Raw genomic sequence first — 25,821 nt, 5'->3', positions numbered from 1 at the left:
AGCGTAAAGGGAAACCGTATGTATGCCGTCAAAGCAAAACTCTGTGAGTCGATTCTAAACCTTTGTGGCTTCTGCCTGTTACTGATCGCCGTTGTCATCGGCGCGGGGGTGTTGATGCACCTGTTGGGAGTGTCGCAACTCATTGCGTTTGAAACGCCCCATTGGCTGGTGGGGGGAGCCATTACGTTCAACTCTCTGATGGGGTTACAGGTGCTGCTTTTTGCAGTAGCCATCATGATGGCTATCGCCCCGGTCATGCTGCTGGATCGGCACGTTAGGGTTGATGTGTTTCACTCCCGTCTATCGGCACGCTATCGGCATGGGATCGATATTGTCGGGCATACACTGTTCGGTATCCCTTTCTTTGCGTTGCTACTGCTGCCCGCTTATCGGTTTGCCGAGCGTGCCTACCTGACCAGTGAGCGCTCGACAGATGGGGGGCTGACGGACATATACGTTATCAAGGCCACTCTGCCTGTCGGTATCACCCTGTTTTTGGCGGTGCTGGTGTATCTGTTAGTGAAACGAACCTGGTTATTGATGTCAGGGAGCTCGGATCATGCTTGAACACTGGATGCCACTCTCCATGGTGCTGCTGCTATTCGCGGGTATTTTGTCGGGCTATCCGGTGGCACTTGTGTTGGGTGGGGTGTCGGCCATTTTTCTGTTGTTTTCAGACCTCCCCTTGGCCTTCTCCAATCTCATGTTGACGCGCGTGTACGCGAACGCGCTGAGCAACTGGCTCTACGTTGCCATCCCGATGTTCATCATGATGGGGTTGCTGTTAGAGCGCACCGGCTTGGCCCGCGATGCTTTCCGCGTTAGCGAACGCTTGCTGCGCAGGCTTCCTGGCCATCTCGCGCTGACGGTGCTGTTCATCGGAGGCTTGATGGCAGCCACCACCGGCGTTGTTGGCGCTTCCGTTGTCCTGCTTGCGGTACTGGCGCTGCCTCGAATGCTCGATGCTGGCTACTCAGCATCGGCGTCGGCGGGGCTAATCTCAGCCTCGGGCACGCTCGCCATTCTGATGCCGCCTTCCGTTATGCTGATCATTCTATCCAGCTTGGTGTCGGTGCCCGTCGGCCATCTGTTCAAGGCTGCCTTGATCCCGAGTGCTTTGCTGCTACTGCTCTACACCCTCTATTCGCTTGCTCTCGCATGGGGGCAGCGGCGTTCGCCTTTAACGGATATCAAGCGCCCGGACGAGCAGCAAAGCGCTGGCGTTTGGCGCAGCCTGCTGGCGTTGTTCCCTTTCCTCGTACTGATCCCCGTTGTGCTTGGCACCATTATCTATGGGGTGGCGACACCTACGGAGGCCAGCGGTGTGGGCGTGCTGGCGGTGGTGGGGTTTGCCGCTGTCATGCAGAAAATTGATGTGGGATCAGTAATGACGGCGGCGAGGGAGACCGTGGTCTCCACTGCGATGATCATGATGTTGGTCATTACGGCGACCTGCTTCTCGCTAATTTTTAAAGGGGTCGGCGGTGATGGCTTAATTCGCAGTAGCTTGGGGCTGATGGGGGGAGGCAGCTGGAGCGTGTTAATCCTCATTCTATTGCTGGTCTTTGTGCTGGGGTTCTTCCTGGACTGGCTAGAAATATCCTTGATTCTGATGCCTATCTTTGTGCCTATCATCACCCAGTTGGAGCTGTCGAATGGGCTTACCGGTGGAGCGCTACTGGTGTGGTTTGCCATTCTGTTTGCAATCAATTTGCAGACTTCCTTTCTCACTCCCCCGTTCGGCGTATCACTCTTCTATTTGAAAGGGGCCGTGGGTGATCGCGTTGCTACCCTGGATATTTATCGAGGCGTGCTGCCCTTCATCGCCATCCAACTATTTGTCTTGCTACTGATCCTGCTGTTTCCAGGGCTGCTTATGCTGTAAGCCGCTGACTCAACCATCACTGCACAGAACTTAAGGCATAGGACTTAAGAGATAGAACTTACGAAACAAATAGAACAGGAGTTAACACCATGAAGTTGTCTTTGAAGAGCACTATTATCGGTACTGGCGCATCGCTACTCGCCTCCACCGCGATGGCCCAGAATTTGACCCTGCAATCCGCTTTTCCCTTCAGTCTTGAGGTCATCGATACCTCAATACATCGCTTTGTCGAGGATGTCTCCACCGCGACCAACGGGGAGCTGACCTTCACTCCTTATGATGCTGGATCCTTTTCGCCCCCCTTCGAAATTCTGGAGAACGTCGGTAACGGCAGCCTAGATGCCGGTTGGTCGGCCGCCAGCTACTGGGCGGGCCAGATTCCTGCCGCCGCGCTGTTTCAAAGCATTCCCTTTGGCCCCGATGTGCCGAAGTACCTGTCCTGGCTATACGGTGGCGGCGGTCTCGAACTGTGGGAGGCACTGTACAAACCCCACAATGTCGTGCCGATTCCCTGCGGCAGCATGATCTCTGAAGCGGGCGGATGGTTCACCGAGGAAATCACCAGTGTTGAAGACCTCAGTGGCATGAACATGCGTATTAGTGGTCTGGGTGGAGAGGTGATTAGTCGCTTGGGAGTGTCACCGGTTTCCATTCCTGCCGGTGAGACGTTTCTCGGACTTGATACGGGGCGCATTGGTGCCGCTGAACTCAGTTTTCCCACTATCGATACCAGTGCCGGTTTCTATGAAGTCGCCAAGCACTACTACTTCCCAGGCTGGCATCAGCCCGGCAGCCTCAATGAGTTGCTGGTCAACGCTGACGTCTGGGCAGGTTTGGCAGAGAGTCAGCGCTTGGCCGTGCGCAATGCCTGTAGTGACCTGAGCATTCGCATGTTTGCTCATGATATGCAGGCGCAGTCAGCCGCTCTTGAAGAGTTTCGCAGTGCCGGAGTGACCGTTGAGCGCTTTCCAAACGAGGTGTTAGTCGCCTTGCAGTCGGCTACCCAAGAGGTTCTGAAGGAGGAGGCTCAACGTGATAGCGGCTTTGCCGAGGTGATTGAGTCGTATCAAAACTTTAGCGAGCGCTATGACGAGTACCGCGAGCTAACTGCTTTTTAACCACCCTGAGCCAAACGCTCTAATACGAATAAGGAGGATCGCGATGCCTACCGTTCACGTTTACATGATGTCAGGCCGGACACAGCAGCAGAAAGAGTCACTGATCAGTGAAGTCACGGATGCTGTGGTCTCTTCGCTGAGTGCACCTAAAGAGAATGTAAGGGTGATTATCAGCGAGGTACCGAAAAGTGAGTATGGGATAGGTGGTGTCACCGGTGAAAAACTAGGCCGCTGATACTCCTCTGCATAACTAGTACAAGAGGGAAAGGTGATGAGTATTGATACCAGAGATTTTAGAAACGCCTTGGGAAAGTTCGCAACCGGCGTCACGGTGATCACTACCCGTGATACGCAAGGCGAGCACTATGGCGTAACGGCCAGCAGTTTCAATGCCGTCTCCATGACGCCGCCGCTGATTTTGTGGAGCATCGATAAGGGCGCTTATAGCCTGGATGCCTACTGCCAGGCAGAGCACTTTTTGGTCAATGTACTGGGGAGTGATCAGGTACCTATCTCCAACCGTTTCGCCCAGCGGGGAGAGAACAAGTTCCAGGGGATCGATCTTGAAGAGGGAGTGGGGGGGAGCGCACGCATAGTGGGCGCTGTGGCCCATTTTGAGTGTCGCACTTGGCAGGTGTACGAAGGCGGAGACCACTTCATTATCGTTGGGGAGGTGCTGAAGTATGGCTACCAGGAGGGGCGCGGAGCTTTAGTCTTCCACAATGGGCGCTATGCCCTGCCTGAGCCCCACCCGATGACGATTCCTCAAGAGGAGGCCGAGACGGGAGAGGGGCTTTTGGGGCACCACTTTCTGTATCTGCTGCGCCAGTCACTGTCTGCCTATCGTCAGGATTTCTATCCTCGTCTTGAACATATGGGGGTGGATGAGAAGGAGTGGCGGGTGCTGACCCTGCTGCTCGATCGAGGAGCGCTACCCCTTGAAACCATTGCCCAACGAGTCGCGCAGCCCATCGAAGACCTGAAGGACACCCTAAGCGGTCTGACCCGCCGGGGATTGTTACGCGACCATGATGATCACGTCTCTTTGGCCCTGACCAATGCCGGCGGTGAGCTGGCCCGTAAGCTGCTGCAAATGGCGCGTGAGCATGAGCAGAAGGTATTCGAAGGCGTGAGTGAGGAGGAGATGGGTGTCTTGAAAGGGGGGCTGGAGCGTGTCATTGGGCAGCTAGGGAACCCCTGGAGCGTCACTGCGAAGAGTCGTTAATCGCCTATCACCAGAGGAAAATAGTATGACAGAAGTATCTGCAGCCGCGTTTCAGCGGCTTATAGAGCGAGTCGATACCCTAGAGGCCGAGTCCGAAATCCGTCGGATTCAAACCCGGTATATGTTTCTTTGTGACACCCCTATGCCGGAGTACGGTATCGAGAACGATGAGCAGCGCATTAATCAAATCATGGCGCTCTATACTGAGGATGCGGTTTGGGAGGGGGTTGGTGAGTATTACGACGGGCAGTTTGGACGTCTAGAGGGTGCTACGGCTATTCGACGCCACTTCGAGAATTTCTGGGGACAGAAAAAAGATCCTCAATTACTCCTCAATGTGCACTACCTGACTTCTGAGCAGATTCACGTCGAGGGTAGTACAGCGACTGGGCAGTGGGTGCACTGCCAGCCATGGATTTTTTCTGATGGTAGCTCGCTGCTGCGTTCATCGCGGCTTAATAACGCCTTCAGAAAGCAGGATGACGGACGTTGGTTAATTACCCGTACACGAACGGAAAATGTGTTTGTTTCCCCCTTGAAAGAGGGGTGGGCAACGGATTTTCCAGCGTCGTCGGTGCTAATGAAACCCTAAGGAGTAGCCTAATGTTAGCCTCCATTGCTGCCCCTAGAATTGCTATCGTGGGTGCTGGCGCTATCGGCACTACCCTAGCGGCGCGTCTTGCGGTGGCGGGGTATAGCGTCAGCGTGTTGGCTAGGGGGGAGACGCTGGCGTCCATCAAGCGCCAGGGGGTCTGCCTCATCGATGGGCAGGAGCAACATACCGCCAACGTCCCTGTTTCGGATAAGTGTAGTGAACTTGGTGAGCAAGACATCGTATTGCTGTGTACTAAAGCTCACTCTTTACCCTCTCTGTTACCACAATTAAAACCGCTGTTCGGCCAACATACCTGCTTGGTGCCCATGGTGAATGGCACGCCGTGGTGGTTACTCATGGATGCCGTGGAGCCTCGTTCCGTTAAGCAGTTTCATATAGAAGCCGTAGACCCTGGGGGCAAGCTGGTTGACTGTCTACCTGCCAGTGCCATCGTAGGATGCGTTGTCTATATTACGGCACAACTAAAAGCCCCCGGCATCGCTTGCTCGAATACCCCGCTCAGGCTAGTGGTGGGGGAGGTTGGCACTCCTTCAACGTTTACGTATAGCCGTTTGTCAGTGCTTATCGAGGTGCTGGAAAGCGCTGGCATCGATACGCGCTACGCTCAGCGTATCCGCGATGCTGTATGGAGCAAGATCGCTGCTAACCTGACCTCCAACCCTCTCTCAGTGATAACAGGTACTACGCTTGCGCAGCTATATAGTCATCCTTCACTACAGAGGGTGGTTGGCCAACTCTTCGGCGAAACGCGTCTGACGGCAGAAGCCTATGGTAGTCAGCTCGAGATGACCCTCCAGCAACTTGTGGAATTGGGCGAGAGCATGGGGGCTGTCAGTACCTCCATGCTGCAGGATCATCGGCAGGGACGAGCCCTCGAACTTGCGGCGATCGTCGAGGGGGTGATCGAACTGGCCGATCGCAAGGGTATCCCCGTTCCCACCATCAAGTCGATTCTTCACCTGACGCGATACTTCGAAGACTCCGGTCTTCACCACCCATATGCCTGCGATGGCAAGGAGAAGTGTTAAATGACGATTAAGCCGTTAGCTATGCCGGATACGATGGTCAAACCCGATGGCTGCAGCGAAGAGGAGTGGCAGCAACGCCTTAAGCTCGCCTACTGCTACCATCTAGTCGATTTCTTTGGCTGGACGGAGACCATTTTTAACCATATCTCAGCCCGAGTGCCGGGCTCAGACAATCACTATCTGGTGAATCCCTTTGGTCTCAACTACACGGAAGTGACACCGCTTAATCTGTTGAAGGTCGGCCTGGACGGTAACAAGGTTGAGGCCTCTGATTACAACGCCAACCCCGCTGGCTTTGCTCTGCATAGCGCGGTACACGGGGCGCGAGAGGATATCCACTGCCTGCTGCATACCCATACCGTTCCCATCTCGGCCATCGTGCAGAAGAAAAAAGGGTTCACCCACCACGATTTCTACGGTGCTCAGCTCTATGGTCGTGTGGGCTACCACGATTTTGAAGGCATCACGCTCTTTGCTGACGAGAAACAGCGCATGTTGGAGAGTCTGGGGGACAAGCACGTTCTGGTACTACGTAACCATGGGATCGCCGTGGGCGAGTCCTCGATTGAGAAGGCGCTGTTCCTGTTGTGGACCGTCCAGCGGGCGGCGGAAAACCAGTGCGCAGCAGGGGCTTTGGGTGGCGAGGATGTGGAAATCGATACCTCAATTAGTCAGAAGTGTGCAGATCTTACCGCCGAGCTGATTCGCGACAGCGGCTTCGCCAACGAATTCTTTGCTGCCATGGTGCGCAAGCTTAAGTCCGAACGTCCGCTCCCTTTCTAATCCACCCCCTTTCTAAAATAGATATGAAGATGGGCTGCCTGTTTGCCTCAGGGCTGACGATGGGCGGCCCACCGACTATTCACGTTACTGCTGGTATTGCTCGATTAACGCCAACATGCGGTCGTAAAGCTCCTCTGCCGGTAGGCCTTGCGCCGCAACCTGCTCAATACGCTGCTCATTTAGCGGTTCGATACGCCCCGTCCAGCGTTTCTGCTCTTCTTCACTCAGGGTGACAATCTCCAAGTTGTGGTTATCCTGCGCCCAGGTGATGGCTTCGCGAACATGATTATCAAGATAGTGCCCGGCGTACTGAGAGGCTTCAGCGCCTAGCTCATCAATAACCTGTTGGACATCTTCCGGCAGCGACTCCCAGCGTTGACGGCTCATGACTGCCAACATCACAACATTGGATAGGGGGTAGTCCACTATGTAGTCGAGATAGCGGGCATACTGAAGATCCATCAGGGTTTCGCGGGAGGAAGCTACTCCTTGAACAATACCGGCCTGGAGCGCTTCGCCGGTTTCAGCTTGAGACATGCCAATCGGCACGGCCCCGAGTGTGCGCAGAGTGTCGGACTCGCCCGGCACACGAATTTCCAGGCCGGATAGATCCTCAAGTGTGCTCACCTGTTCTCGCGTCTGGAGATACCCCGGTTCGGAGGTAAACACAGTAATCACTTTGAAATCCTCAAGACCGAACTGCTCCTGGGGAAAATCGCGTACCAATTGGTAGGCAACTTGGCTTGCCACTTCAGAGTTAACATCGATACCGCTGAAATCACCCATCAGGTTCAGTAACGGAAAGCGTGCAGGCTCGTAGGAGGTTGTCGTAAGGCCAATATCGGCGACGCCATTGAGTACGCCATCCAGCATGTTGCTGGCGGTGAGCAGGGTGCCACCTGGAAAGGTGTTGACGGTGACCTTGCCCTCAGTGCGTTTTTCAAGTTCATCGGCCCAGAACTGCATCTGTACACCGGGAAACGTTTGAGCGGGAGCAAAGAAAGCGTAATTGAGGCTGATATCACTAGCCAGGGTCGCTGAACTTAGCATCACACCCGCCACGAAACTGCTTAAACGCAGTAGTGAGGATCGGTGCTGCAAAAGCGCGTGTTTTTTGTGCATGTTGATCGCCATGGGGAACATCCTCTCTTTGTTGTTCGTTGAATGCCGGTTATTAAGGAATGCACAAACATTCAACATCACATGTAAAGTAAAGTAAGTTGTTAATTTAATAACCCTCATTCCAATACTGTGCAAGTTGAGTTCCAGTGGTGTGAAAAACCTAAATAATTATTTACTTAAAGAGAGGCGAGGGTGGCTATGTGTGTCGGGACAAGCACGCATTTCGTCTCTTCTTACTAGCAAAGCACCACTCGTGCGCACCTTGGTGAACAAAGGGCATACAGTGGTGCACTCACACTCACTCCTTCATCAGTTCGATGTCACGGATAGTAGCTAGGTTTTGTACGAAAAGTGATATCTGCTAAGTTTTCCCATGCAATAGAAGCATAGGGGGAAATGAATTATGGTTGGCCGGTACGAGATATCCAATGAGAACTGGGCGCAGATTACAGATATTGTGTCGCCAACTCAGGTGATGGGCAGGCCCCGGCGGGATGACCGGCAGGTCCTCAATGGTATTTTCTGGGTGCTCTGTTCTGGTGCCAAATGGCGAGATCTACCCGAGCGGTATGGTCCCTGGTCAACTGCCTATGAGCGCTTTCGAAAATGGCGGGATGATGGCACGTTTGAAGCTATCCTTTCTCGCTTACAGCTCAGGCTGCGTGAAGATGGACTGATGGATCTGGATACGTGGATGATTGATTCGACCTCGATACGTGCCACCCGCGCTGCCGCAGGAGGCGGCAAAAAGGGGGCTCAGAAGAACCGGTAGATCACGCATTGGGGCGTAGTCGTGGTGGTTTAACGACAAAAATCCACCTGGTATGTGATTCCCATGGTTGGCCGCTGGCATTTACCCTGTCTCCAGGACAGCAGGCTGATTCTCGACATTTCATCTCGACGCTGGAGAGTGTTTATCTACCAGGCCGTGTTGGAAGGCCTCGCAAACGTAGCCGCTACGTGGTCGCTGATAAAGGATATGACAGTGATGAACTGCGCCGTTACTGTGACAGGCACGGTATAAAACCCGTTATTGCGCAACGTCAAATGCATCGCAAGACACGCCCTGGTTTGCCGAGGCGTTTTGATCAGCACAGATACCGCCAGAGAAACGCGGTAGAACGCTGCTTTGGATGGCTTAAAGAGTTACGTCGATTTGCAACGCGCTACGAAAAATTAGCGAGCAGTTTCAGAGCGATGGTATGCGTAGCCTGCATAGAGCGTTGCTTGCGAGCCAACTTTTCGTACAAAGCCTAATCACGCTCACCGCCGTCCAAGGACGAGGCTTTATCGATAGATGTCTTCTCCCTGCGAGTCACTATTAGTTGCGTTTTTTGAATATCGGTTGCGCATTGTGGATATCCGTCAGTCACCCGATGGCTATACCGTTTAACGACCCTGAAAGTCTTAACAAGAAACGGAGATAAACATGAAAGTTAGCGTTATTGGCGGTGGACATGGCTGCTATGCCGCAGCCATTGAGATGGTAGAGAAAGGTTTCGACGTGACATTGTGGCGTCGGGATGGCAATGCTCTGCAAGAGTTGCGTCAATTGGGCTATTTGGATGTGAAGGATGCGCAAGGAGAACGGCGTATTCAGATTGGTACTCACAAGGATCAATTATCTCTAACAGATAGTCTGGCGGAGGCGACGCAACAGGCGGAGCTGCTGATTGTGCCGTTACCCGCCACCTCCCATGACTCTCTAGCCGACCAACTGGGGCCGTTACTACGGGATGATCAGGTGGTCTTTCTGCCCCCAGGTACATTCGGCAGCTACCTGTTCCACCGAGCGATGCGAAAAGCGGGTAACGACAGCCAAGTGGCCTTCTGTGAAACGGGAACGCTGCCCTATTTGGCGCGTAAGCACGGTGCTAATAAGGTCGTCATCAGTGTTTATGCAACCCGTCTCCCTACCGGCGTATTTCCCAGCGAACTGTCAGCACACGCCTTCTCTGTGCTGCGAGAGGCCTACCCCAGCGTTGAACCCATCGAGGATGGACTCAGTGGCGCCTTAATGAACGCTGGCCCTATTATCCACCCGCCTTTAATTATGATGAATGCGGGGCCACTGGAGCATTTTGATGCCTGGGATATTCATAACGAAGGAACCCAGCCCTCTATCCGCAGCGTGACCACCGCGCTAGATAATGAGCGTATCGCGGTGCGTGAAAAGTTGGGTTACAAGCCCTCCCATTTTCCTCTTGCCAACCACTACGCCGCCGAAGGCGAGGAGTGGATGTATGGTCGTGGCGCCCACGGCAAACTGACCGATAGTGGCGACTGGCGAGAGAACATCGACCTTCATAGCCATCGTTACATGCTGGAGGACACCCGAATGGGGCTCTCCTTCATCGTATCGGTTGGCCGCTGGGCGGGGCAGCCCACGCCAGTGGCGGAGGGGCTGTTGAGCATTGCTTCGGCGATCACCGGCCAAGATCTCTACGCCCAAGGCCGAACGCTGGAAATGCTGGGACTGGATTCGCTATCCCAGGCGCAGATGCGCTCTTTATTGACGTACGGTATTCAGGCCTGACCTACCGGTAGAGGGGAGCGCATCATGCAGGACAACATTATCGTCTTGGGGGCCGGAAGAATGGGGGAAGGTATTGCCCTCTCATTTATTCTGGCTGGGAAGGAGGTCGTGCTGATCGACTTTAAGTCGCGCAGCCCTGAAGACCGTCAGCACTATTATGAGCAGGCTCGCAGTCGACTAGTGACGGAGCTTAAGTATCTTCAGGAGAAGCGGCTCATTCAGGAAGAGCAGATCGCTTCAATGGTGAAGCAACTTCGTATCGTGGATGACCAGCAGGTGCAGATGGTGGCGGGAAGCCGTTTGGCTTTCGAGGCGCTGCCTGAAGTCAGAGAAATTAAGCAGCAAGGGCTGGCCTGGGCAAGCCGACATTTGGATAAAGAGGCTGTTATCGCTTCTACGACGTCCACTTTTCTGGTCACCGAACTCGCTTGCATGGTGAGCCATCCAGCCCGTTTTATGAACGCCCACTGGCTTAATCCTGCCCATTTGATGCCCTTAGTGGAAGTAAGTCGGGGCAAGGGTACCGAGCAGCGCTATGTCGATGCGCTGTTCACGGTGCTTAAAGGGATTGGAAAAGTACCGGTGCTGTGCGAGGCGGCGCCGGGCTACATCATTCCCCGTCTGCAGGTGCTGCTCATGAATGAAGCCGCGCGTATGGTCGAGGAGGGCGTTGCAAGCGCCGAGGATATCGATGTGGCCATTCGGGTTGGGCTGGGGTTGCGCTATTCGGTGCTGGGAGTGCTGGAGTTTATCGATTGGGGCGGTGGCGATACGCTTTTCTACGCCTCCAACTACCTGTGCGACAAGCTGGATAACCGCTTCAAGTCACCTGAGGTTATTACCCGGAATATGCAAGAGAAGCGTCGAGGATTCCAAGATGGCGTGGGCTTCTTCGACTACTCAGGGGTCGACCTGTCGAACTACCGAAGGCAGCGCTCCGACGCCTTTCTAAAGCGTCTTGAGCTGCTTGATCTGATGCCGACAGTCGCGCGTTCTTAACCCTTCACAGCCTATAAAGCGCCTATTGGAAACCATGCTGTTTCCGTAGGCCTTTTCCGAGGATCGTCATAATGAAAACGAGTACGCAGGTGGGAGCGTTAACAGCACTAATAGCTGTAATGGCGTTGGTGGGGTGTAGCGATGCGCAGGAGGAAGTAGTCGATGAGCCTAGCGACGAGTCCCAAGTGATTACCCTCAGCTACGCTTTTTTTGCTCCAGCGCAGAGCTTTCCTGCCGTTCAGATGGATCACTGGGCGGACGAGCTCAATGAACGTACCGGTGGGCGTGTCGAGGTCAATCTCTTCCCCGGGGGCTCCTTACTCACAGCTAGCAACATGTACGATGGGGTGCTGAATGGTGTTGCGGATATAGGGCTTTCCGCCACCTCTTACGAACCGGGCCGTTTTCCCCTGATCAACTTGGCCGGAAGCCTGACCGGCCAGGACGTCAATTCAGAAATAGCCAGCCGCATGACGTACCAACTGATTCAAGAGTTTGGTGAGCAGATGCCCGAACTCGAAGAGTTCAAGGTCATCACGGCCTTTACCTCCGAGCCTGCCTATTTCCAGACCATTGAGCCGATTCGTCGACTGGAAGACCTGGAGGGGCTGGAAATCAGAATTTCCGGCGATAACTCCAGAGCGCTGGATGCACTGGGGGTAACAGCAGTAGGCATGTCCCAGGCCGATGCAGGAGAGGCACTTCAGTCCGGCATTATTGATGGGTATGCAGCTTCTCGCGAAGTGCTAATGGATATGCAGTTCGCACGTTTGGCTAAGTACGTGACCGACTACCCCTTAACTAACACCATTTTTGTAGCGCTGATGTCGCGAGAGAAGTGGGAGGCCCTCCCTGCGGATATTCAGGCGGTGATCGAGGAGTTGGCACCGGAGATGGCAACCTTCACCGGTCACTATCTCGATGAGCATATACAGCGTTCACTCGAGTGGGCGCAGCAGGAGGAGGGGGTTGAAGTAATAGCGCTTGCCGATGATGAGGCTAGCCGTTGGGATGACCAGCTGGCACCGGTCAATGAGACCATTCTGTCGGAGGCCGAACAGCAGGGCCTGCCTGCGTACGCCTTTGCAGAACGAATGCATGAGCTGATCGAAGAGTACCGTACCGCGGCTGAATAGCAGGAGCAGCGCCGACCGTCGGTTTATGGAAAGGCGTTGGCCAATGCGTTACCCGTCGTATGCGCGCGGTTTGACTGTAGCGTTTGCACCGGGGTCACCCCATAGACCTCCCTGTACTGTGCGGAGAAGTGGCCAGGGCTGTTGATGCCATGCTGCATGATGACGTCGGTAACGCGGTAACCGCGAGGGGCATCCAGCAGTGCCTGGTGCACGCTTTTAATGCGTTGCTGCGTAAAATAGGCTTTGGGTGAAAGCCCCATAAATTCCTGGAAGCCATACTGCAGTGTGCGCTTTGATACTCCCACCAAGGCAGCCAGAGTATTCAGCTCGATACCCTGCTTGAGGTGCTGCTCTATGTGAGTTTTGGCCGCTTTGACATAGTGTGGAAGAGGCGAGGGATGACCACTCAACCGTTGAGTGTAGTTGTTCATGAACAGACCTAAAAGGCTGTCATATAAGTACTCTTCCATCAGTTTGATCTGCTGGTGCGGCGCATTTTGCGGGTGAAGCGAGTCGGTGATACGGGCAAAATACTTGATGGTATTGAGAAGAAACACCGTGCCGGGGTAATGCTCGGGAAAGTAGTGGTCAAAGAGGATTGGAAGATCGATACGTTGCTCAAGCCGACACGACAAGCGTTGCTCCAAACGGTGGCGCGGAACGCGCACGATGATGTTGTGACAGTTCGGAGAGGTTTGAATGAGAGCGCCCTGACAGGGTGATGTGACGGTGACACCTCCCTGAACCATACTGACCTGGCGGTCAGCGTACACGATGGTTCCCTGACCTTCGAGCGTGATGCGAAAAAGGTAAACGTTTGACGCTTCGACAGGGTCAATTTCGACATTAGCACCATATTGCAGTTCGATGATGGCCAATTGGTCGAAGTTGACGGCGCTCAGACGTGAGGCAAGTCGCGGGCCGTCAAATAAACGCATCCGGTGAGGACAGAGGTAGTGGGCGACATGCTCACGAATGAGTTCTTGTGAATCGGTACGCACAATAGCGTGCTTCTGCAGCAGAAACGGTGTTGTACCCATGGTTCACCTCAACAATGCACCAAGCAAGCGATGTTTATGGGGTGTGAAGCCGAAGCTGTGTCGGCTGGGCCAGTCGAGGGCACGCTCTATCCCTATTTTCATCCCTATCTCCATCTCCATCTCCATCTCCATCTCCATCCCTTCCCTCGAGGCTCCCGGCGATTACACTCGTGGGGATATATGCTAGAATAATCCACTATTTTTTTGGATGGCGTGCTTTTTATGGTCGACAAGGATGAGTTATCGTCTTCCTTTTTTCCTCTTGCCGATGAGTTTCGCTCGCGTGATTTTCCTTTTTATTGGGTCGCGAGGCTGAATGCGAAATACAGCGCTGATGTCGATACCCTATTGAAACCACATGGGCTCAGTTCGTCTAAGTGGCGCATTCTTATGATCTTACATGAACATGGGCGCATGAGCATGTCTGATATATCAGTACACGCTGTTGCGAAATTGTCAACTATCACCAAAATTGTATACAGAATGCAAGAGTCAGGTTTGCTTAAAACAGAAGCCAGCCCGCAGGATGGTCGCGTCACCGAAGTAGAGCTTACCGAGGCGGGTGAGGCGAAGTTGGGTATTGCTCGGCAAGTGACTAGCCGTCTGGTGGAGAAAGCCTTTGCCGATTTCAGCAAACAGGACATTGTTTATATCAACCAGTGCTTAAGTAGAATGTTTCATAACTTAAACGCGCTGTAGGCTCTTGAGGGACGCTGGAATTAAGTCATCGCGGCCAAGTACTTATATTTTCCCTATGTGTCGGGTCCCGTGTGATTGACCACCCGTTTGGTAAATAACTCAGGCCGCTTGGCCTGCCATTCCTTCATCGCCGTGATCGGCGATTGATGATGCAGCGCTTTCTGCGGTATGTGGTGATTGTACAGCCAGCAGTATCGCTTAAGCGTCTGCTCGAGGTCTTCGCCTGAGGTATAGCGCCGGGTCGCCAGCACGTCGCTGATACGGCCGTTGAAGCGCTCCACCATCCCATTCGTTTGCGGCCTTCCCGGCTTGATCAGGCGGTGCTCAATCCCGTGGGCCAGGCACTCCTGATCGAAGGGATGGCGCCCGCTGGGCTTGCGCTCACCTGCCCGCGTGAAGCGATCCGTGAACGACTTGCCGTTGTCGGTCAGCACCGTCTGAATCTTGAAGGGCACCTTTTTCTCCACCTGATGCATAAACGCCCGAGCATCCTTCGCGGACTGGCTGCCTCGGACCTCCAGGTAGACCCAGCGTGTCGCACGGTCGATGGCAACGTACAAGTAGCGCTTCTGCTCCTCGTCGGGCATTTGAGGCAGGTGCTTAATGTCGATATGCACGTAGCCCGGCTCATAGTCCTTGAAGGGCTTGTGCCGGGGCTTCTCGTCGCCACCGGCATCCTGCCGCGCCAGTTCCGCCAACGTCGGCACTTCACGCCGCTTGAGCATGCGATGCAAGGCAGAGCGCGACAAGCCTGGGCTCAGGAACTCACGCGCCACGACGAGAAGGTCATCCAAGCCGAGGCGCAGGAACTCACGAGCCGTGATCAGCACCTCCTCCTGCTCAGCTGTGAGCGTGGCCAGGAGGTTGTGACGGGTATGCGGTCGGTCATGGACATCGTCGCGGTAACGCCATCGCCGGATGGTCGCAGTAGCGACACCATACTGCCGGGCCAGTTCGCTATCCGTGATGCTGGAAGGCGCTGCCTAAATCTCGGCACGGATCTTCGGTGTCGTCGTCGCTTGTTTATGCAGCTTGATGTTCATGAACCTGTTCCCGGATGAATTGCTGAAGAAGCTCCCTGGCGGCTAGCAGAGGATAACTCCTATAGGCGATTTGATCATCCGGAACCCTACACCTATGATCTACCTTAGAGCCCGGGTCCTTCCTGATGAATAACTCTTTCTTGTTCAATATTTCGCTTACCGCTTTTGCTGTCACGTCACGCGAGTCGTGAACTTGCCACATTTCTCGCAGTAGCCCATCCATTAGTCGTAAGCCATACGTCGCACGGATGAGCAAAAATACGAGGTGTCGGCAGCCTTCTCCCAAAAAGATGGGGAGTGCATAGCCCCTGGAAGCTCGATTCATCGTTTCTATTATGTAGGGAGGGTGTGTGCTTGGGCGGTGCGGCTTGTCCGGGTATGCACAACAACCTGAGAGGTATTGGCGGCATTGCGCGTCCGTCGTGACACTGATCTGCACGTTATTTCATGCAGGTCATTGCCATGTCGCACTCCACTGGGGCCGTTGAGCCAGTGCCCTCTACTGAAGCCTCGGCTTTAAAGCCGATGTTTCTTGTTCTGGGCGTTCTAGTAAGTTTGGGAGTTTTCTTCCTTTTGCCCGAAACGCTGGCCTTCAATGCGCGTCTCGTCGCTGGCATTGCAATGCTGATGGCCACCTGGTGGATGACAGAGGCGATTCCCATTCCGGCGACATCGCTGCTTCCGCTCGTACTGTTCCCCTTTTTCGATATTGCGTCGGTCGGTGTGACCGCTGCGCCCTATGCCCATAGCATCGTCTTTCTCGTCTTGGGTGGCGTACTGCTGGGCTTGGCAACGCAGCGCTGGAATTTACATCGCCGCTTTGCGCTACTGACGGTGCTCACCGTGGGAACCAAGCCTGCGCAAATTGTCTTCGGTTTGATGTTCGCTAGCTGGTTTATCACCATGTGGGTGAGCAATACCGCCACCGCCGTCATTATGGTACCTATCGGCGGCTCGATCATCGCGCTGGTGGCGTCACTGGGTAACGGTGATGACACGCCCAAGTTCTCCGCCGCTGTTTTACTGGGGATTGCCTACGCCATCACCATCGGCTCCATGGCGACATTGATTGGCCAGCCGCCGATGGCGCTAATGCGCGCGTACATGGCAGATACCCACGGGCTGAGTATCGGGTTTGGCCACTGGATGCTGGTGGGAGTGCCATTCTCATTCACCATGCTAGTGCTGGCTTGGTTCGTTCTGAACAAGCTGGTGTTCCGCTCGGAAGTCGAGAACATTCAGGGCGGTCGAGCGATGATCGCGTCGGAGCTCGAAAGGATGGGTCGCCTATCGCCTGAAGAGGCGCGCGTACTGATGGTGTTTGGCGGGGCCGTGTTCTGCTGGGTATGTTTACCCTTGATAGCGCGAATCTCGTCGGTGCAGAACGTCTTACCCTGGCTCTCCAATATCAACGACACCAGTGTGGCGATCCTCGCGGCGATTCTGATGTTCGTGATTCCCGCTTCTAAGGGAAAAGGGGCATTGCTGGATTGGTCGGCCACCCGGGACGTGCCCTGGGGAGTCCTGATTTTGTTTGGCGGTGGCCTAACGCTCTCAGCCCAGTTCACCGCCACTGGCTTAAGTGCCTGGGTGGGCGAAAGCGTCTCGGGATTATCGGGGTTACCGCCGATCCTGATTCTCGCCATCACGGCTATCGTCATCATTCTATTGACCGAACTCACCAGTAACACGGCGACGGCGGCGGCCTTCTTCCCGATCATGGGATCGATTGCCGTGGGGCTGGGTATCGAATCCTTCCTGATGACCATCGTGGTCACCTTTGCCGTGAGCTGTGCCTTCATGCTGCCGGTCGCAACGCCTTCCAACGCCGTGGCGTTCGCCACGGGAGATCTGCCTATCCAAAGCATGATTCGAGCAGGTGTCTGGCTCAATGTCATCGGCCTGCTGGTGATCATGGTGGCGCTCTACACCATCGTACCGTTGGTCTTCGATGTCTCTTTCTAACCCGTGACACTCGATGTCGTTGGTCGCCCTGCCGATTTGACGATTCCAGATAGACGGCCTAGGGTGTTCGTTATTCAAATTTATGTTCGCAATAAGAACAAAGAGGCTCCCATGTCCCAGCCCTGTATTATCTGTGTCGCCATTACCGGCAGCCTGCCACGCAAAGAGAACAACCCAGCCGTACCGATTACGGTCGAGGAGCAGGTTGAGAGCACCCAGGCAGCGTTCGAAGCAGGGGCGACCATTGCCCACTGCCATGTGCGCAACGATGACCAAACCCCCTCATCTGACCCAGAAAAGTTTGGCCGCCTGATGGAAGGGCTCAAGAAGCACTGCCCAGGAATGATTATTCAGCTCTCTACTGGTGGGCGCTCGGGGGCTGGGGAAGCACGCGGCGGCATGCTGCCGCTCAAGCCTGATATGGCAAGTCTCTCGGTGGGTTCCAATAACTTTCCCAACCGTGTCTACGAGAATCCGCCCCAACTGGTGGAGTGGCTGGCCGATGAGATGATCAAGTACGGCGTCAAGCCTGAAATCGAAGCGTTCGACCTGTCGCATATCCACCAGGCAGTGAGTCTTTCCCAGCAAGGCAAGCTAAAGACGCCGCTCTATGTGCAGTTTGTCATGGGCGTGAAAAATGCGATGCCAGCGGACAAGCCCACCTTCGATTTCTACATCGAGACGCTCAAGCAGCTGGCGCCGGATGCGCAGTGGTGCGGTGCAGGCATTGGAGCCAACCAATACCTACTCAACGAGTGGTCGATTGCGGCTGGCGGCCATACCCGTACGGGGCTCGAAGATAACGTGCGCTTGGATAGTGACACCTTGGCGCCCTCCAACGCGGCCTTGGTCGAGCGCACCGTAGCCCTTTGCGAAAAGTATCAGCGCCCAGTGGCCACCTGGCAGCAAGCGCGTGAGATGCTCGGGCTATAACGATAAAAAACAACCACTTGATAAGCAGGAGTGACGAGATGGCGGATACCACGTTGGTCGGTGATGCACCTGACATCGACGAGATCAAACGAGTCGTGCAGCTATATGTCGATGGCTTTCGAGGCAGTAGGCAAAAGCTGGAGGAGGCGTTTCATCAGGAGGCGTGGATTTTTGCGCTGGACGCGGAGGGTGCCTTGGCAACCGATCTCATTAGCGACCGTTTTGAGCGATGGGCGAATAGCCAGCGACAGGTCAAGAGCCGTTTCATTGCCATCACCCAGGCCGGAGAGGTCGCCAGCGTGCTGCTAGGCTTCGATAATAGCGACAACCTTGAAGATTCTTGGGTCGATGTGATTGCGCTGATCAAAATCGATGGTAAATGGAAAATTACCAATAAGACGGCTGCTCATAGTACGCGTGCGGCGTGGGCCAAACCCATCGCCTAGCGCCGGATGACACTGGGCGCTATTCGGAGAACATCGAATACACCAAGCCCCGCAGCCAGCGGTTGCCGGGGTCTTGATGGAAACGGCGATGCCAGAAAAGATTGATGGGAATGTCTGGAAAGGCCAGCGGGTGCTCGCGAACGGTGAGGCCAAATCGTTCGCACGTCGCCTCGGCCAATTTATTCGTAACCGTCACGACGAGATCGCTGCTGCCCACGATGTAGGGAATGGCAGCGAAATGCGGCAGCGTTAATCTCACCGGGCGCTGAATGCCCGCGTTGGCGAGCTGCTCTTCTACCACGCCATGACCGGTACCGCTCGCGACGATGACGGCATGATGGGCTGAGCGAAACTCCTCAAGACCAAAATCGCCCTTGGCGAGTGGGTGGTTGTCACGCATCAGGCAAACATAGCGCTGCTCGAATAGCCGCTGTTGATAAAAGCCAGCGCCCAGCTGTGGTATCAGCCCAACGGCTAGATCGATCTGCCCCTCTTCCATCTCATACTTCAGCGCGTGGTGGCTGCTGCGAGCGGTGTGGAGCGAGACGCCGGGAGCCACCTGTGATAAATGCTGCAGTAAACGGGGTAGGAAAACGATTTCCCCAATATCGGTCATGTTGAGGTGAAAGGTACGGCCACTAAGGGCTGGATTGAAATCGTTGTGTAGGTTCAGCGTGTCATTCACTCTCGCTAACGCGTCGGCCAGCCCAGGATGAAGCTGGCTCGCGCGGGGCGTGGGCTGTAACCCTTGCGAGGTGCGTTCAAAGAGTTCGTCGTTCAATAGAAGACGCAAACGCTTCAAGGCATGGCTGACCGCAGGCTGGGTAATGCCCAGGCGTAGCGCGACACGCTGTGTGTTTTGCTCCTGGTAGAGCAGATCGAACACCACCAGCAAGTTGAGATCGATATCGGCAAGCTTGATCATCACAATGGCCTCTGACGGGCATGCGACGATTGTCTACTTCTGTCGCGGAGTGGTGGCTCAACTCTTTGTTTCATATAGTTATTAGCGCCGTTTATAGTTTGAATGAAGAGGGCTGTGTGGTGGCCATTGCCTCCTCCTAATAGCGTTATCAGTAGAGCGTGACGCTCGACATGATAACGATACATCGTGAAAGGGAGTGAAGCATGACCATCAAAAATAACCAGCAAAAACGTCTCTCCATTGGCATTGTGGGGGGCGGTATCGGTGGCGTCGCCTTTGCCGTTGCGCTGTCGCGAGATAGCGGCCTTGATGTCCAGCTGTTCGAAGCCGCTCCGCAGTTCTCAGAAATTGGTGCTGGCGTATCCTTTGGCCCCAATGCGGTAAAGGCCATTCAACGCTTGGGCTTGGAAGCGGCCTATCAACGTATTGCAGACGCCTCGCCAGCCCCCTTCGAAGATGTTTGGTTCGAGTGGCGCCGAGGCAGTGATGATACCTACTTGACGGCTAGCCTCGCGCCGGGGGTTGGTCAATCCTCGGTACACCGTGCCGACTTCCTCGATGCGATCGTTGCCCATCTGCCGGAGGACATCGCGCATTTCGGCAAACGCTGTGTCGCGGTGACGCAAAACGCTGCTAGCGCCACTGCCCACTTCGATGATGGCACGCACTTTACGGGGGATGTCATCATCGGCTTTGACGGCATCAAATCGGCGGTTCGCTCCCATGTATTACCGCCCGACCAGTTTGGCGATATTGCGCCCTTCTGGAGCGGTACTTACGCGTATCGTGGCATGATCCCCACCCACACCTTAGAGACAGCGCTCGAGGCTAATGGCAGCGAGAAACGTTTGGCATGGGTGCCGCAAATGTATCTCGGTAAAGATCGCCATATTTTGACGTTTCCGGTCAAACAGTCACAGTTCGTCAACGTCGTAGCCTTCATCACGGACCGCTCGGTTCCTCACCCGCGACTACCCGATGGGGAGGAGTGGGTTCAGGCCGTCAGCCAGCAGGAAATGTTACACGTCTTCGAAGGCTGGAGCCCGGCTTGCCAGGCTATTCTCGCATCCATCGCCGAACCAACGCGCTGGGCGCTGCATGAGTTGCCCGAGCTTCCCTTCTATCAGCGCGAGCGGGTCATGGTTGTCGGCGATGCCGCCCATGCGCTCGTGCCCCACCAAGGGGCGGGGGCCGGACAGGCGCTCGAAGATGCCTACGTGCTGGCGACACTACTGACAGACGTCCGCTGCGATCATCGCCGTGTGAGCGACGTGTTGGCCGCTTTCGAGCACGTGCGCCATGCACGCACGTGTCGAGCGCAGCGTACTTCCCACGACGCCGGCGATGTCTATGAATATTCGGGAAAAGGCATTGGGGGCGATGAGAGCAAGCTCATCCACGATCTGGAAAATCGCTTCGACTGGCTGTGGAATCACGATCCACACGACGATGTCATTGCGGCTCGGCAGTATCTCGAAACCGTATCTCGAGACCGTCTCTAGAAACTCCGCTTGAGGCGAGTGCGCGTCGAGCAACACGCTTGGATCATTCTTTTGTCTTATGGCGCTCTGTATCACGGCGAAGTGATTGCGTGGCTCTTTAACACGCGGTTGCGTATCGATACGCGCTTTATCCGGCGCTGAGCGCCCCTGGCGAGGGCACGTCTCGTGCAGCGGCTCTCGCACTCGGGGTTATGGGGAAAAAGTGGCTGAATAGCCGAGCCTGTCATGCGCTTGTGATACCTCCTTGGTATGGACGCGCACTTAAACAATATTGGTTCCGGCTTGCACGGGCACGCAAACTGCTCGATAGCGAAACGATTGCCTGATGCCGGAGCTGCCATGTCAACTGTTATCCAACGAATAGAGACGCTTCTGGTCGATTTACCGACCATCCGTCCTCATAAACTATCGATGACCACCATGGCCTGCCAGACCATGGTGATCATCCGCATGCATCACTCAGACGGTATTGAGGGGTTGGGCGAAGGCACGACCATCGGCGGCCTAGCCTATGGCCCGGAAAGTCCCGAGAGCATCAAGCGCAACATCGATACGTACTTGGCACCTCTGCTGATTGGCCAGCCTTCCCAGAACATTCACCACGCCCGCGCACTGCTCAATCGGCATGCGCGCGGCAACATGATCGCTAAATCCGCACTGGAAATGGCGCTGCTCGATGCCCAAGGCAAGCGCCTGGGGTTGAGCGTGGCCGAGCTGCTGGGAGGCGTGCGTCAGGATCATATCCCCGTGCTATGGACGCTCGCGAGTGGCGATACCGCGAAAGATATCGATGAAGCCATGCTGCGTTTAGAGCAGCGTCGGCACTGTGACTTCAAATTGAAAATTGGCGCCAATCCCGTGGGCCAGGACGTCCGCCACGTAGCGGCTATCAAGGAGGCCTTGGGAGACCGAGCGAGCGTACGCGTCGATGTCAATCAAGCGTGGGACGAATCCACCGCCGTTCGCGGTATTCAAGCGTTACAAGAGGCGGGCATCGAGTTGATCGAGCAGCCCATCGGCGCGCGTGAGCATGCGGGATTGGTGCGTTTGGCGAACCGCTTCAATGTGCCCATGCTCGCCGATGAGGCCGTTCAGGATGCGCGCGACGGCCTTGATTTGGTGTGCAGCGGATTCAGCGGAGCCTTTGCACTGAAACTCGCCAAGTCGGGCGGTATTTACGGCGCACTGGAGCTCGCGCATGTCGCTCAGGCGGCCGGCATCGGCCTGTATGGCGGCACCTTGCTGGAAGGCACGATCGGTACCGCCGCGTCGCTGCATGCGTGGGCAACACTACCGACCATGACCTGGGGAACGGAGATGTTCGGCCCGCTCTTGTTGCAAGACGATATCGTGGTGTCGCCTCTCGACTACACCGAATTTGGGGTGTCCTTACCGCCTGGGCCAGGCCTGGGGATCACCTTGGATGAAGATAAGTTGGCGCACTACGCGCGCTAGCCAACGCGCCGCACGCAAAGACCGCAAACGAAAAGGAGAGCCATCGATATGCTGTTTCAAGTCGAGATGACCGTCAAATTGCCGACCGATATGCCCGCCGAGCAGGCCGCGAATATCAAGGCAACCGAAAAAGCGTACTCCCAGGACCTGCAGCGCCAAGGCAAATGGCGCCACCTGTGGCGTGTGGCCGGTAGCTATTCGAACGTGAGTATTTTTGACGTGGAGGACAATGCCGAGCTGCAAGAGCTCGTCAGCAACTTGCCACTGTTCCCCTACATGGAGATCAGCGTCAAGCCGCTTTGCCGCCACCCCTCGTCCGTACGCGACGACGACAGCTAATGCTCGGCGGAGCACGCCAAGGTACTGACCCATAACATCTATAATAATGTCGAGAGCTATCTCATGACCGTAAAAATCTTCGATACGCCCGAGGTTCAAGACTTTCTCAACGCCGTGGCCGGTCTGGACCAATCGGGCGGCAACGACCGCGCCAAGCAGATCGTGCATCGGCTGGTGGGCGACCTGTTCAAACTGATCGACGACTTCGATGTCACCGAAGAAGAGTATTGGGCCGCCGTGAACCTGCTCAACGCGCTGGGTAGCCAGACCCAGTTCGGCCTGCTCTCGCCGGGGCTGGGGTTCGACCACTTCCTCGACATGCGCCACGACGCCATCGACGCCGAAGCCAAGCGCACCGGCGGCACCCCGCGCACCATTGAAGGCCCGCTCTACGTGGCCGGCGCCCCGGAAGCGGACGGCTTCGCCCGGATGGACGACGGCAGCGACCCCGATGGCGAGACCATGTGGCTGACCGGCCAAGTGCGCGACGTGAACGGCCAGCCGATCCCCGGCGCCAAGGTCGAGATCTGGCACTGCAACTCCAAAGGCGGCTACTCGTTCTTCGACCCTTCCCAGGACGAATACAACATGCGCCGCACGATCTATGCCGACCGCGACGGCCGCTACACCGCCCGCAGCATCGTCCCGTCGGGCTACGGCGTGCCCGAAGGCGCCCCCACGGACGTCGTGCTCAAATCGCTGGGCCGCCACGGCCAGCGTCCGGCGCACATTCACTACTTCGTCTCGGCCCCCGGCCATCAACACCTGACGACTCAGATCAACCTCGCCGGTGACCCCTACACCTTCGATGACTTCGCCTTTGCCACGCGCGAAGAGCTGGTGGTGCCCGCCGAGCGCATCGACGACCCCGCCGAGATCGCCAAGCGCGATCTGGACGGCCCCTTCGCCCATGTGGTGTTCGATGTCGAGTTAGCGCCCACCGATGCCGCCGAGCTGCAGGTACGCCACGCCCGCCCCCGCGCCAAGGAAGACGAGCAGGACCTGGCCAGCCAATTGGCCGGTACGGCCAAGGTATAACCCCCTGTTTAAGAGGCGGGCCTTCCCCTTGGCCCGCCTTGACGCCCTAACAGCGCGACATCCTAACGAGGAGAGCGATCATGACCACACAGCTTGATCAACTCGAAGCCCGCGTGCGCGGAGCGGTACAAGACGACCCGGATCACGGCATTTTCCGCTGCCACCGCAGCATGTTCACCGACCCCGCCTTTTTCGAGCTGGAGATGAAGCACATCTTCGAAGGCAACTGGGTCTTTCTGGCCCACGAGAGCCAAGTGGCCGAGCCGGGCGACTACTTCACCACCACCGTTGGTCGTCAGCCGATCGTCATCACCCGCGACAAGCAGGGCGAGTTGCACGGCCTGATCAACGCCTGCGCCCACCGCGGTGCCACCCTATGCCGCCGCAAGCGCGGCAACAAAGGCACCTTCACTTGCCCGTTCCACGGCTGGACCTTCAAAAACGACGGCCAGCTGCTCAAAGCCAAAAACGAAAAGACTGGCGCCTACCCCGACCAGTTCAAGCAAGACGGCTCCCACAACCTCAAGCGCCTACCGCGCTTCGAGAACTACAAAGGCTTCCTGTTCGGCAGCCTCAGCGACGACGTGCTGCCCCTCGAGCAGCACCTGGGCGAAACCACCAAGGTCATCGACAACATCGTCGACCAAGCCCCCGAGGGTCTGGAAGTGCTGCGTGGCACCTCCTCCTACACCTACACCGGCAACTGGAAACTGCAGGCCGAAAACGGCGCCGACGGCTATCACGTCAGCTCCGTGCACTGGAACTACGCCTCCACCATGGAGCGCCGCAATTACGACGCCGGTGGTACCAAGGCGGTGGACGCCGACGGCTGGTCGAAGAGTAAAGGCGGCTTCTACTCCTACGAAAACGGCCACATGATGCTCTGGACTCGGCTGCTCAACCCCGAAGTACGCCCGGTCTATCAAGAAAAAGAGTGGATCCAAGAGCAGCTAGGCGACGCGCGTGCCGACGCCATCGTCAACCAGACGCGCAACCTCTGTCTCTACCCCAACGTCTACCTAATGGACCAGTTCTCCACGCAGATCCGCGTGCTGCGCCCCATCGACGTCAACAAAACCGAAGTCACGATCTACTGCTTCGCCCCCAAAGGCGAATCGGCCGAGAACCGTCGCGTACGCCTGCGCCAGTACGAAGACTTCTTCAACGTCTCCGGCATGGGCACCCCGGACGACCTCGAAGAGTTCCGCGCCTGTCAAGAAGGCTATAACGGCGCGCTGGCCGAATGGAACGACCTCTCCCGCGGCGCCCAGCAATGGATCGAAGGGGCCGACGAGAACGCCCAAGCCATCGACATGAAACCGCTGCTCAGCGGCGCCTCCCCCGAAGACGAAGGGCTCTACGTGCTGCACCACCAACACTGGGTCAGCGAAATGCTGCGCGCCATCGACAAAGAGCGTCGCCAGTTCATCGCCACGGCGACCGCCTAAACGTCCGACGCCAGAAAGAGAGGAGAGAAGCGCCATGAGCATTAGCTATCACGACATCCAAGCCTTTTTATACCGCGAAGCGCGCCTGCTGGATGACCGCGAGTGGGACGACTGGCTCGCGCTGTACCACAAAGACGCCCTGTTCTGGATGCCCGCCTGGGACGACGACGACCAGCTCACCCGCGACCCGAACGGCGAGGTCTCGTTGATCTACTACCCCAACCGCGAAGGGTTGGAAGATCGGGTCTACCGGATCAAGACCGAGCGCAGCGGGGCGAGCACGCCGGAACCGCGCACTACGCACCAGGTGACCAACCTCGAAATCCTGTCGCAAGACGACCAGACGGCCAAGCTGCGGTTCAACTGGCACACGCTGAGCCACCGCTACAAGAAGACGGACAGCTTCTTTGGCACGAGCTTCTACACCCTGGACGTGTCGGGCGAGCGCCCGCTGATCACAAGAAAAGTCGTGCAGCTGAATAACGACTACATCCATCAGGTCATCGATGTGTATCACGTGTGACCTGATAGGAGAGGAGA

General features: G+C 56.1%; 25 protein-coding genes and 1 pseudogene. 22 read left to right on the top strand and 4 right to left on the bottom strand.

Translation table 11 applies throughout. The features are described 5' to 3' along the window. The first annotated feature begins 18 nt into the window (after positions 1-18). From IE061_RS06950 to IE061_RS06915, 8 genes are all read left to right on the top strand, one after another. Positions 19-567, top strand: a complete 549-nt coding sequence (locus IE061_RS06950; protein WP_096921885.1) for a TRAP transporter small permease subunit — start codon at positions 19-21, stop codon at positions 565-567. Next, positions 560-1,885 carry a TRAP transporter large permease gene (locus IE061_RS06945; protein WP_096921886.1) on the top strand — a complete coding sequence of 442 codons (1,326 nt, stop codon included), beginning with the start codon at positions 560-562 and terminating at the stop codon, positions 1,883-1,885. The genes IE061_RS06950 and IE061_RS06945 overlap by 8 nt, the downstream gene beginning before the upstream one ends. Before the next feature lie 89 nt (positions 1,886-1,974). Continuing rightward, positions 1,975-3,003 carry a TRAP transporter substrate-binding protein gene (locus IE061_RS06940; RefSeq protein ID WP_096921887.1) on the top strand — a complete coding sequence of 343 codons (1,029 nt, stop codon included), beginning with the start codon at positions 1,975-1,977 and terminating at the stop codon, positions 3,001-3,003. Positions 3,004-3,046: 43 nt separating this feature from the next. Beyond that, positions 3,047-3,238 (top strand): 2-hydroxymuconate tautomerase, encoded by a 192-nt coding sequence (locus tag IE061_RS06935; protein WP_088700097.1) that lies wholly within the window; start codon positions 3,047-3,049, stop codon positions 3,236-3,238. A 36-nt stretch (positions 3,239-3,274) separates the two neighbouring features. Continuing rightward, positions 3,275-4,228, top strand: a complete 954-nt coding sequence (locus tag IE061_RS06930) for a flavin reductase (RefSeq protein ID WP_096921888.1) — start codon at positions 3,275-3,277, stop codon at positions 4,226-4,228. Positions 4,229-4,253: 25 nt separating this feature from the next. Beyond that, complete coding sequence (locus tag IE061_RS06925; RefSeq protein WP_096921889.1) at positions 4,254-4,820, top strand: nuclear transport factor 2 family protein; 567 nt, start codon at positions 4,254-4,256, stop codon at positions 4,818-4,820. An 11-nt stretch (positions 4,821-4,831) separates the two neighbouring features. After that, positions 4,832-5,872, top strand: a complete 1,041-nt coding sequence (locus IE061_RS06920) for a ketopantoate reductase family protein (protein ID WP_096921890.1) — start codon at positions 4,832-4,834, stop codon at positions 5,870-5,872. Further along, positions 5,873-6,655: a class II aldolase/adducin family protein gene (locus tag IE061_RS06915; RefSeq protein ID WP_096921891.1), complete on the top strand. Its 783-nt coding sequence runs from the start codon at positions 5,873-5,875 to the stop codon at positions 6,653-6,655. 84 nt (positions 6,656-6,739) lie between these two features. Here IE061_RS06915 and IE061_RS06910 read toward each other — a convergent pair whose 3' ends face one another. Beyond that, positions 6,740-7,789 carry a TRAP transporter substrate-binding protein gene (locus IE061_RS06910; RefSeq protein ID WP_229800811.1) on the bottom strand — a complete coding sequence of 350 codons (1,050 nt, stop codon included), beginning with the start codon at positions 7,787-7,789 and terminating at the stop codon, positions 6,740-6,742. A 391-nt stretch (positions 7,790-8,180) separates the two neighbouring features. On the opposite strand from IE061_RS06910, the gene IE061_RS06905 reads away from it, so the two are divergent. The 4 genes from IE061_RS06905 to IE061_RS06890 all read left to right on the top strand — a co-directional run bounded on the left by IE061_RS06905 (position 8,181) and on the right by IE061_RS06890 (position 12,448). After that, a protein-coding gene (locus tag IE061_RS06905) for an IS5 family transposase (RefSeq protein ID WP_087110723.1) occupies positions 8,181-9,034 on the top strand; the annotation gives its coding sequence in 2 pieces (ribosomal slippage) (positions 8,181-8,534 and positions 8,537-9,034; 852 coding nt in all). A gap of 172 nt (positions 9,035-9,206) precedes the next feature. After that, a complete protein-coding gene (locus tag IE061_RS06900) occupies positions 9,207-10,313 on the top strand; it encodes an NAD/NADP-dependent octopine/nopaline dehydrogenase family protein (protein ID WP_096921892.1) in 1,107 nt (368 codons plus the stop codon). 24 nt (positions 10,314-10,337) lie between these two features. Further along, positions 10,338-11,312: a 3-hydroxybutyryl-CoA dehydrogenase gene (locus IE061_RS06895; protein WP_096921893.1), complete on the top strand. Its 975-nt coding sequence runs from the start codon at positions 10,338-10,340 to the stop codon at positions 11,310-11,312. Between the two features lie 71 nt (positions 11,313-11,383). Next, positions 11,384-12,448 carry a TRAP transporter substrate-binding protein gene (locus IE061_RS06890; protein WP_229800810.1) on the top strand — a complete coding sequence of 355 codons (1,065 nt, stop codon included), beginning with the start codon at positions 11,384-11,386 and terminating at the stop codon, positions 12,446-12,448. Between the two features lie 23 nt (positions 12,449-12,471). Here the strand turns inward: IE061_RS06890 and IE061_RS06885 are convergent, their stop codons facing one another. Next, positions 12,472-13,488 (bottom strand): AraC family transcriptional regulator, encoded by a 1,017-nt coding sequence (locus IE061_RS06885; RefSeq protein WP_096921894.1) that lies wholly within the window; start codon positions 13,486-13,488, stop codon positions 12,472-12,474. Between the two features lie 222 nt (positions 13,489-13,710). On the opposite strand from IE061_RS06885, the gene IE061_RS06880 reads away from it, so the two are divergent. After that, positions 13,711-14,187, top strand: coding sequence for a MarR family winged helix-turn-helix transcriptional regulator (locus IE061_RS06880; RefSeq protein ID WP_096921895.1), 477 nt, complete (start codon positions 13,711-13,713; stop codon positions 14,185-14,187). Between the two features lie 53 nt (positions 14,188-14,240). Here the strand turns inward: IE061_RS06880 and IE061_RS06875 are convergent. Continuing rightward, positions 14,241-15,230 (bottom strand): annotated as a pseudogene (locus IE061_RS06875) (IS481 family transposase). 462 nt (positions 15,231-15,692) lie between these two features. Here IE061_RS06875 and IE061_RS06870 point away from each other — a divergent pair. The 3 genes from IE061_RS06870 to IE061_RS06860 all read left to right on the top strand — a co-directional run bounded on the left by IE061_RS06870 (position 15,693) and on the right by IE061_RS06860 (position 18,574). Next, positions 15,693-17,195, top strand: a complete 1,503-nt coding sequence (locus tag IE061_RS06870) for an SLC13 family permease (protein WP_189463590.1) — start codon at positions 15,693-15,695, stop codon at positions 17,193-17,195. Between the two features lie 111 nt (positions 17,196-17,306). Beyond that, positions 17,307-18,128 (top strand): beta-keto acid cleavage family enzyme, encoded by an 822-nt coding sequence (locus IE061_RS06865; RefSeq protein WP_096921897.1) that lies wholly within the window; start codon positions 17,307-17,309, stop codon positions 18,126-18,128. Positions 18,129-18,166: 38 nt separating this feature from the next. Beyond that, complete coding sequence (locus IE061_RS06860; RefSeq protein ID WP_096921898.1) at positions 18,167-18,574, top strand: nuclear transport factor 2 family protein; 408 nt, start codon at positions 18,167-18,169, stop codon at positions 18,572-18,574. 19 nt (positions 18,575-18,593) lie between these two features. On the opposite strand, the gene IE061_RS06855 is transcribed toward IE061_RS06860, so the two are convergent. Continuing rightward, on the bottom strand, positions 18,594-19,499 hold the full coding sequence (locus tag IE061_RS06855; RefSeq protein WP_189463589.1) for a LysR family transcriptional regulator: 906 nt from the start codon (positions 19,497-19,499) through the stop codon (positions 18,594-18,596). Positions 19,500-19,702: 203 nt separating this feature from the next. Here IE061_RS06855 and salA point away from each other — a divergent pair, with 203 nt between their 5' ends. From salA to benB, 6 genes are all read left to right on the top strand, one after another. Beyond that, on the top strand, positions 19,703-21,001 hold the full coding sequence (gene salA, locus IE061_RS06850; RefSeq protein WP_189463588.1) for a salicylate 1-monooxygenase: 1,299 nt from the start codon (positions 19,703-19,705) through the stop codon (positions 20,999-21,001). Between the two features lie 339 nt (positions 21,002-21,340). After that, the gene (locus tag IE061_RS06845) at positions 21,341-22,456 is read left to right on the top strand and encodes a muconate/chloromuconate family cycloisomerase (protein ID WP_189463587.1); all 1,116 of its coding nucleotides are present in this window, start codon (positions 21,341-21,343) and stop codon (positions 22,454-22,456) included. Between the two features lie 48 nt (positions 22,457-22,504). Further along, complete coding sequence (gene catC / locus IE061_RS06840; RefSeq protein ID WP_189463586.1) at positions 22,505-22,795, top strand: muconolactone Delta-isomerase; 291 nt, start codon at positions 22,505-22,507, stop codon at positions 22,793-22,795. 63 nt (positions 22,796-22,858) lie between these two features. Further along, positions 22,859-23,833, top strand: coding sequence for a catechol 1,2-dioxygenase (catA, locus tag IE061_RS06835; RefSeq protein WP_189463585.1), 975 nt, complete (start codon positions 22,859-22,861; stop codon positions 23,831-23,833). A gap of 80 nt (positions 23,834-23,913) precedes the next feature. Next, positions 23,914-25,281 carry a Rieske 2Fe-2S domain-containing protein gene (locus IE061_RS06830; RefSeq protein WP_189463584.1) on the top strand — a complete coding sequence of 456 codons (1,368 nt, stop codon included), beginning with the start codon at positions 23,914-23,916 and terminating at the stop codon, positions 25,279-25,281. A gap of 34 nt (positions 25,282-25,315) precedes the next feature. After that, positions 25,316-25,804 carry a benzoate 1,2-dioxygenase small subunit gene (gene benB, locus IE061_RS06825; protein ID WP_096921905.1) on the top strand — a complete coding sequence of 163 codons (489 nt, stop codon included), beginning with the start codon at positions 25,316-25,318 and terminating at the stop codon, positions 25,802-25,804. The last annotated feature ends 17 nt before the right edge of the window (positions 25,805-25,821 follow it).

The sequence above is a fragment of the Vreelandella hamiltonii genome (assembly GCF_014651795.1).
Lineage (GTDB): Bacteria > Pseudomonadota > Gammaproteobacteria > Pseudomonadales > Halomonadaceae > Vreelandella > Vreelandella hamiltonii.
Note: the sequence above shows the minus strand (reverse complement) of the source record. Positions and strands in the feature narration are given on the sequence as shown.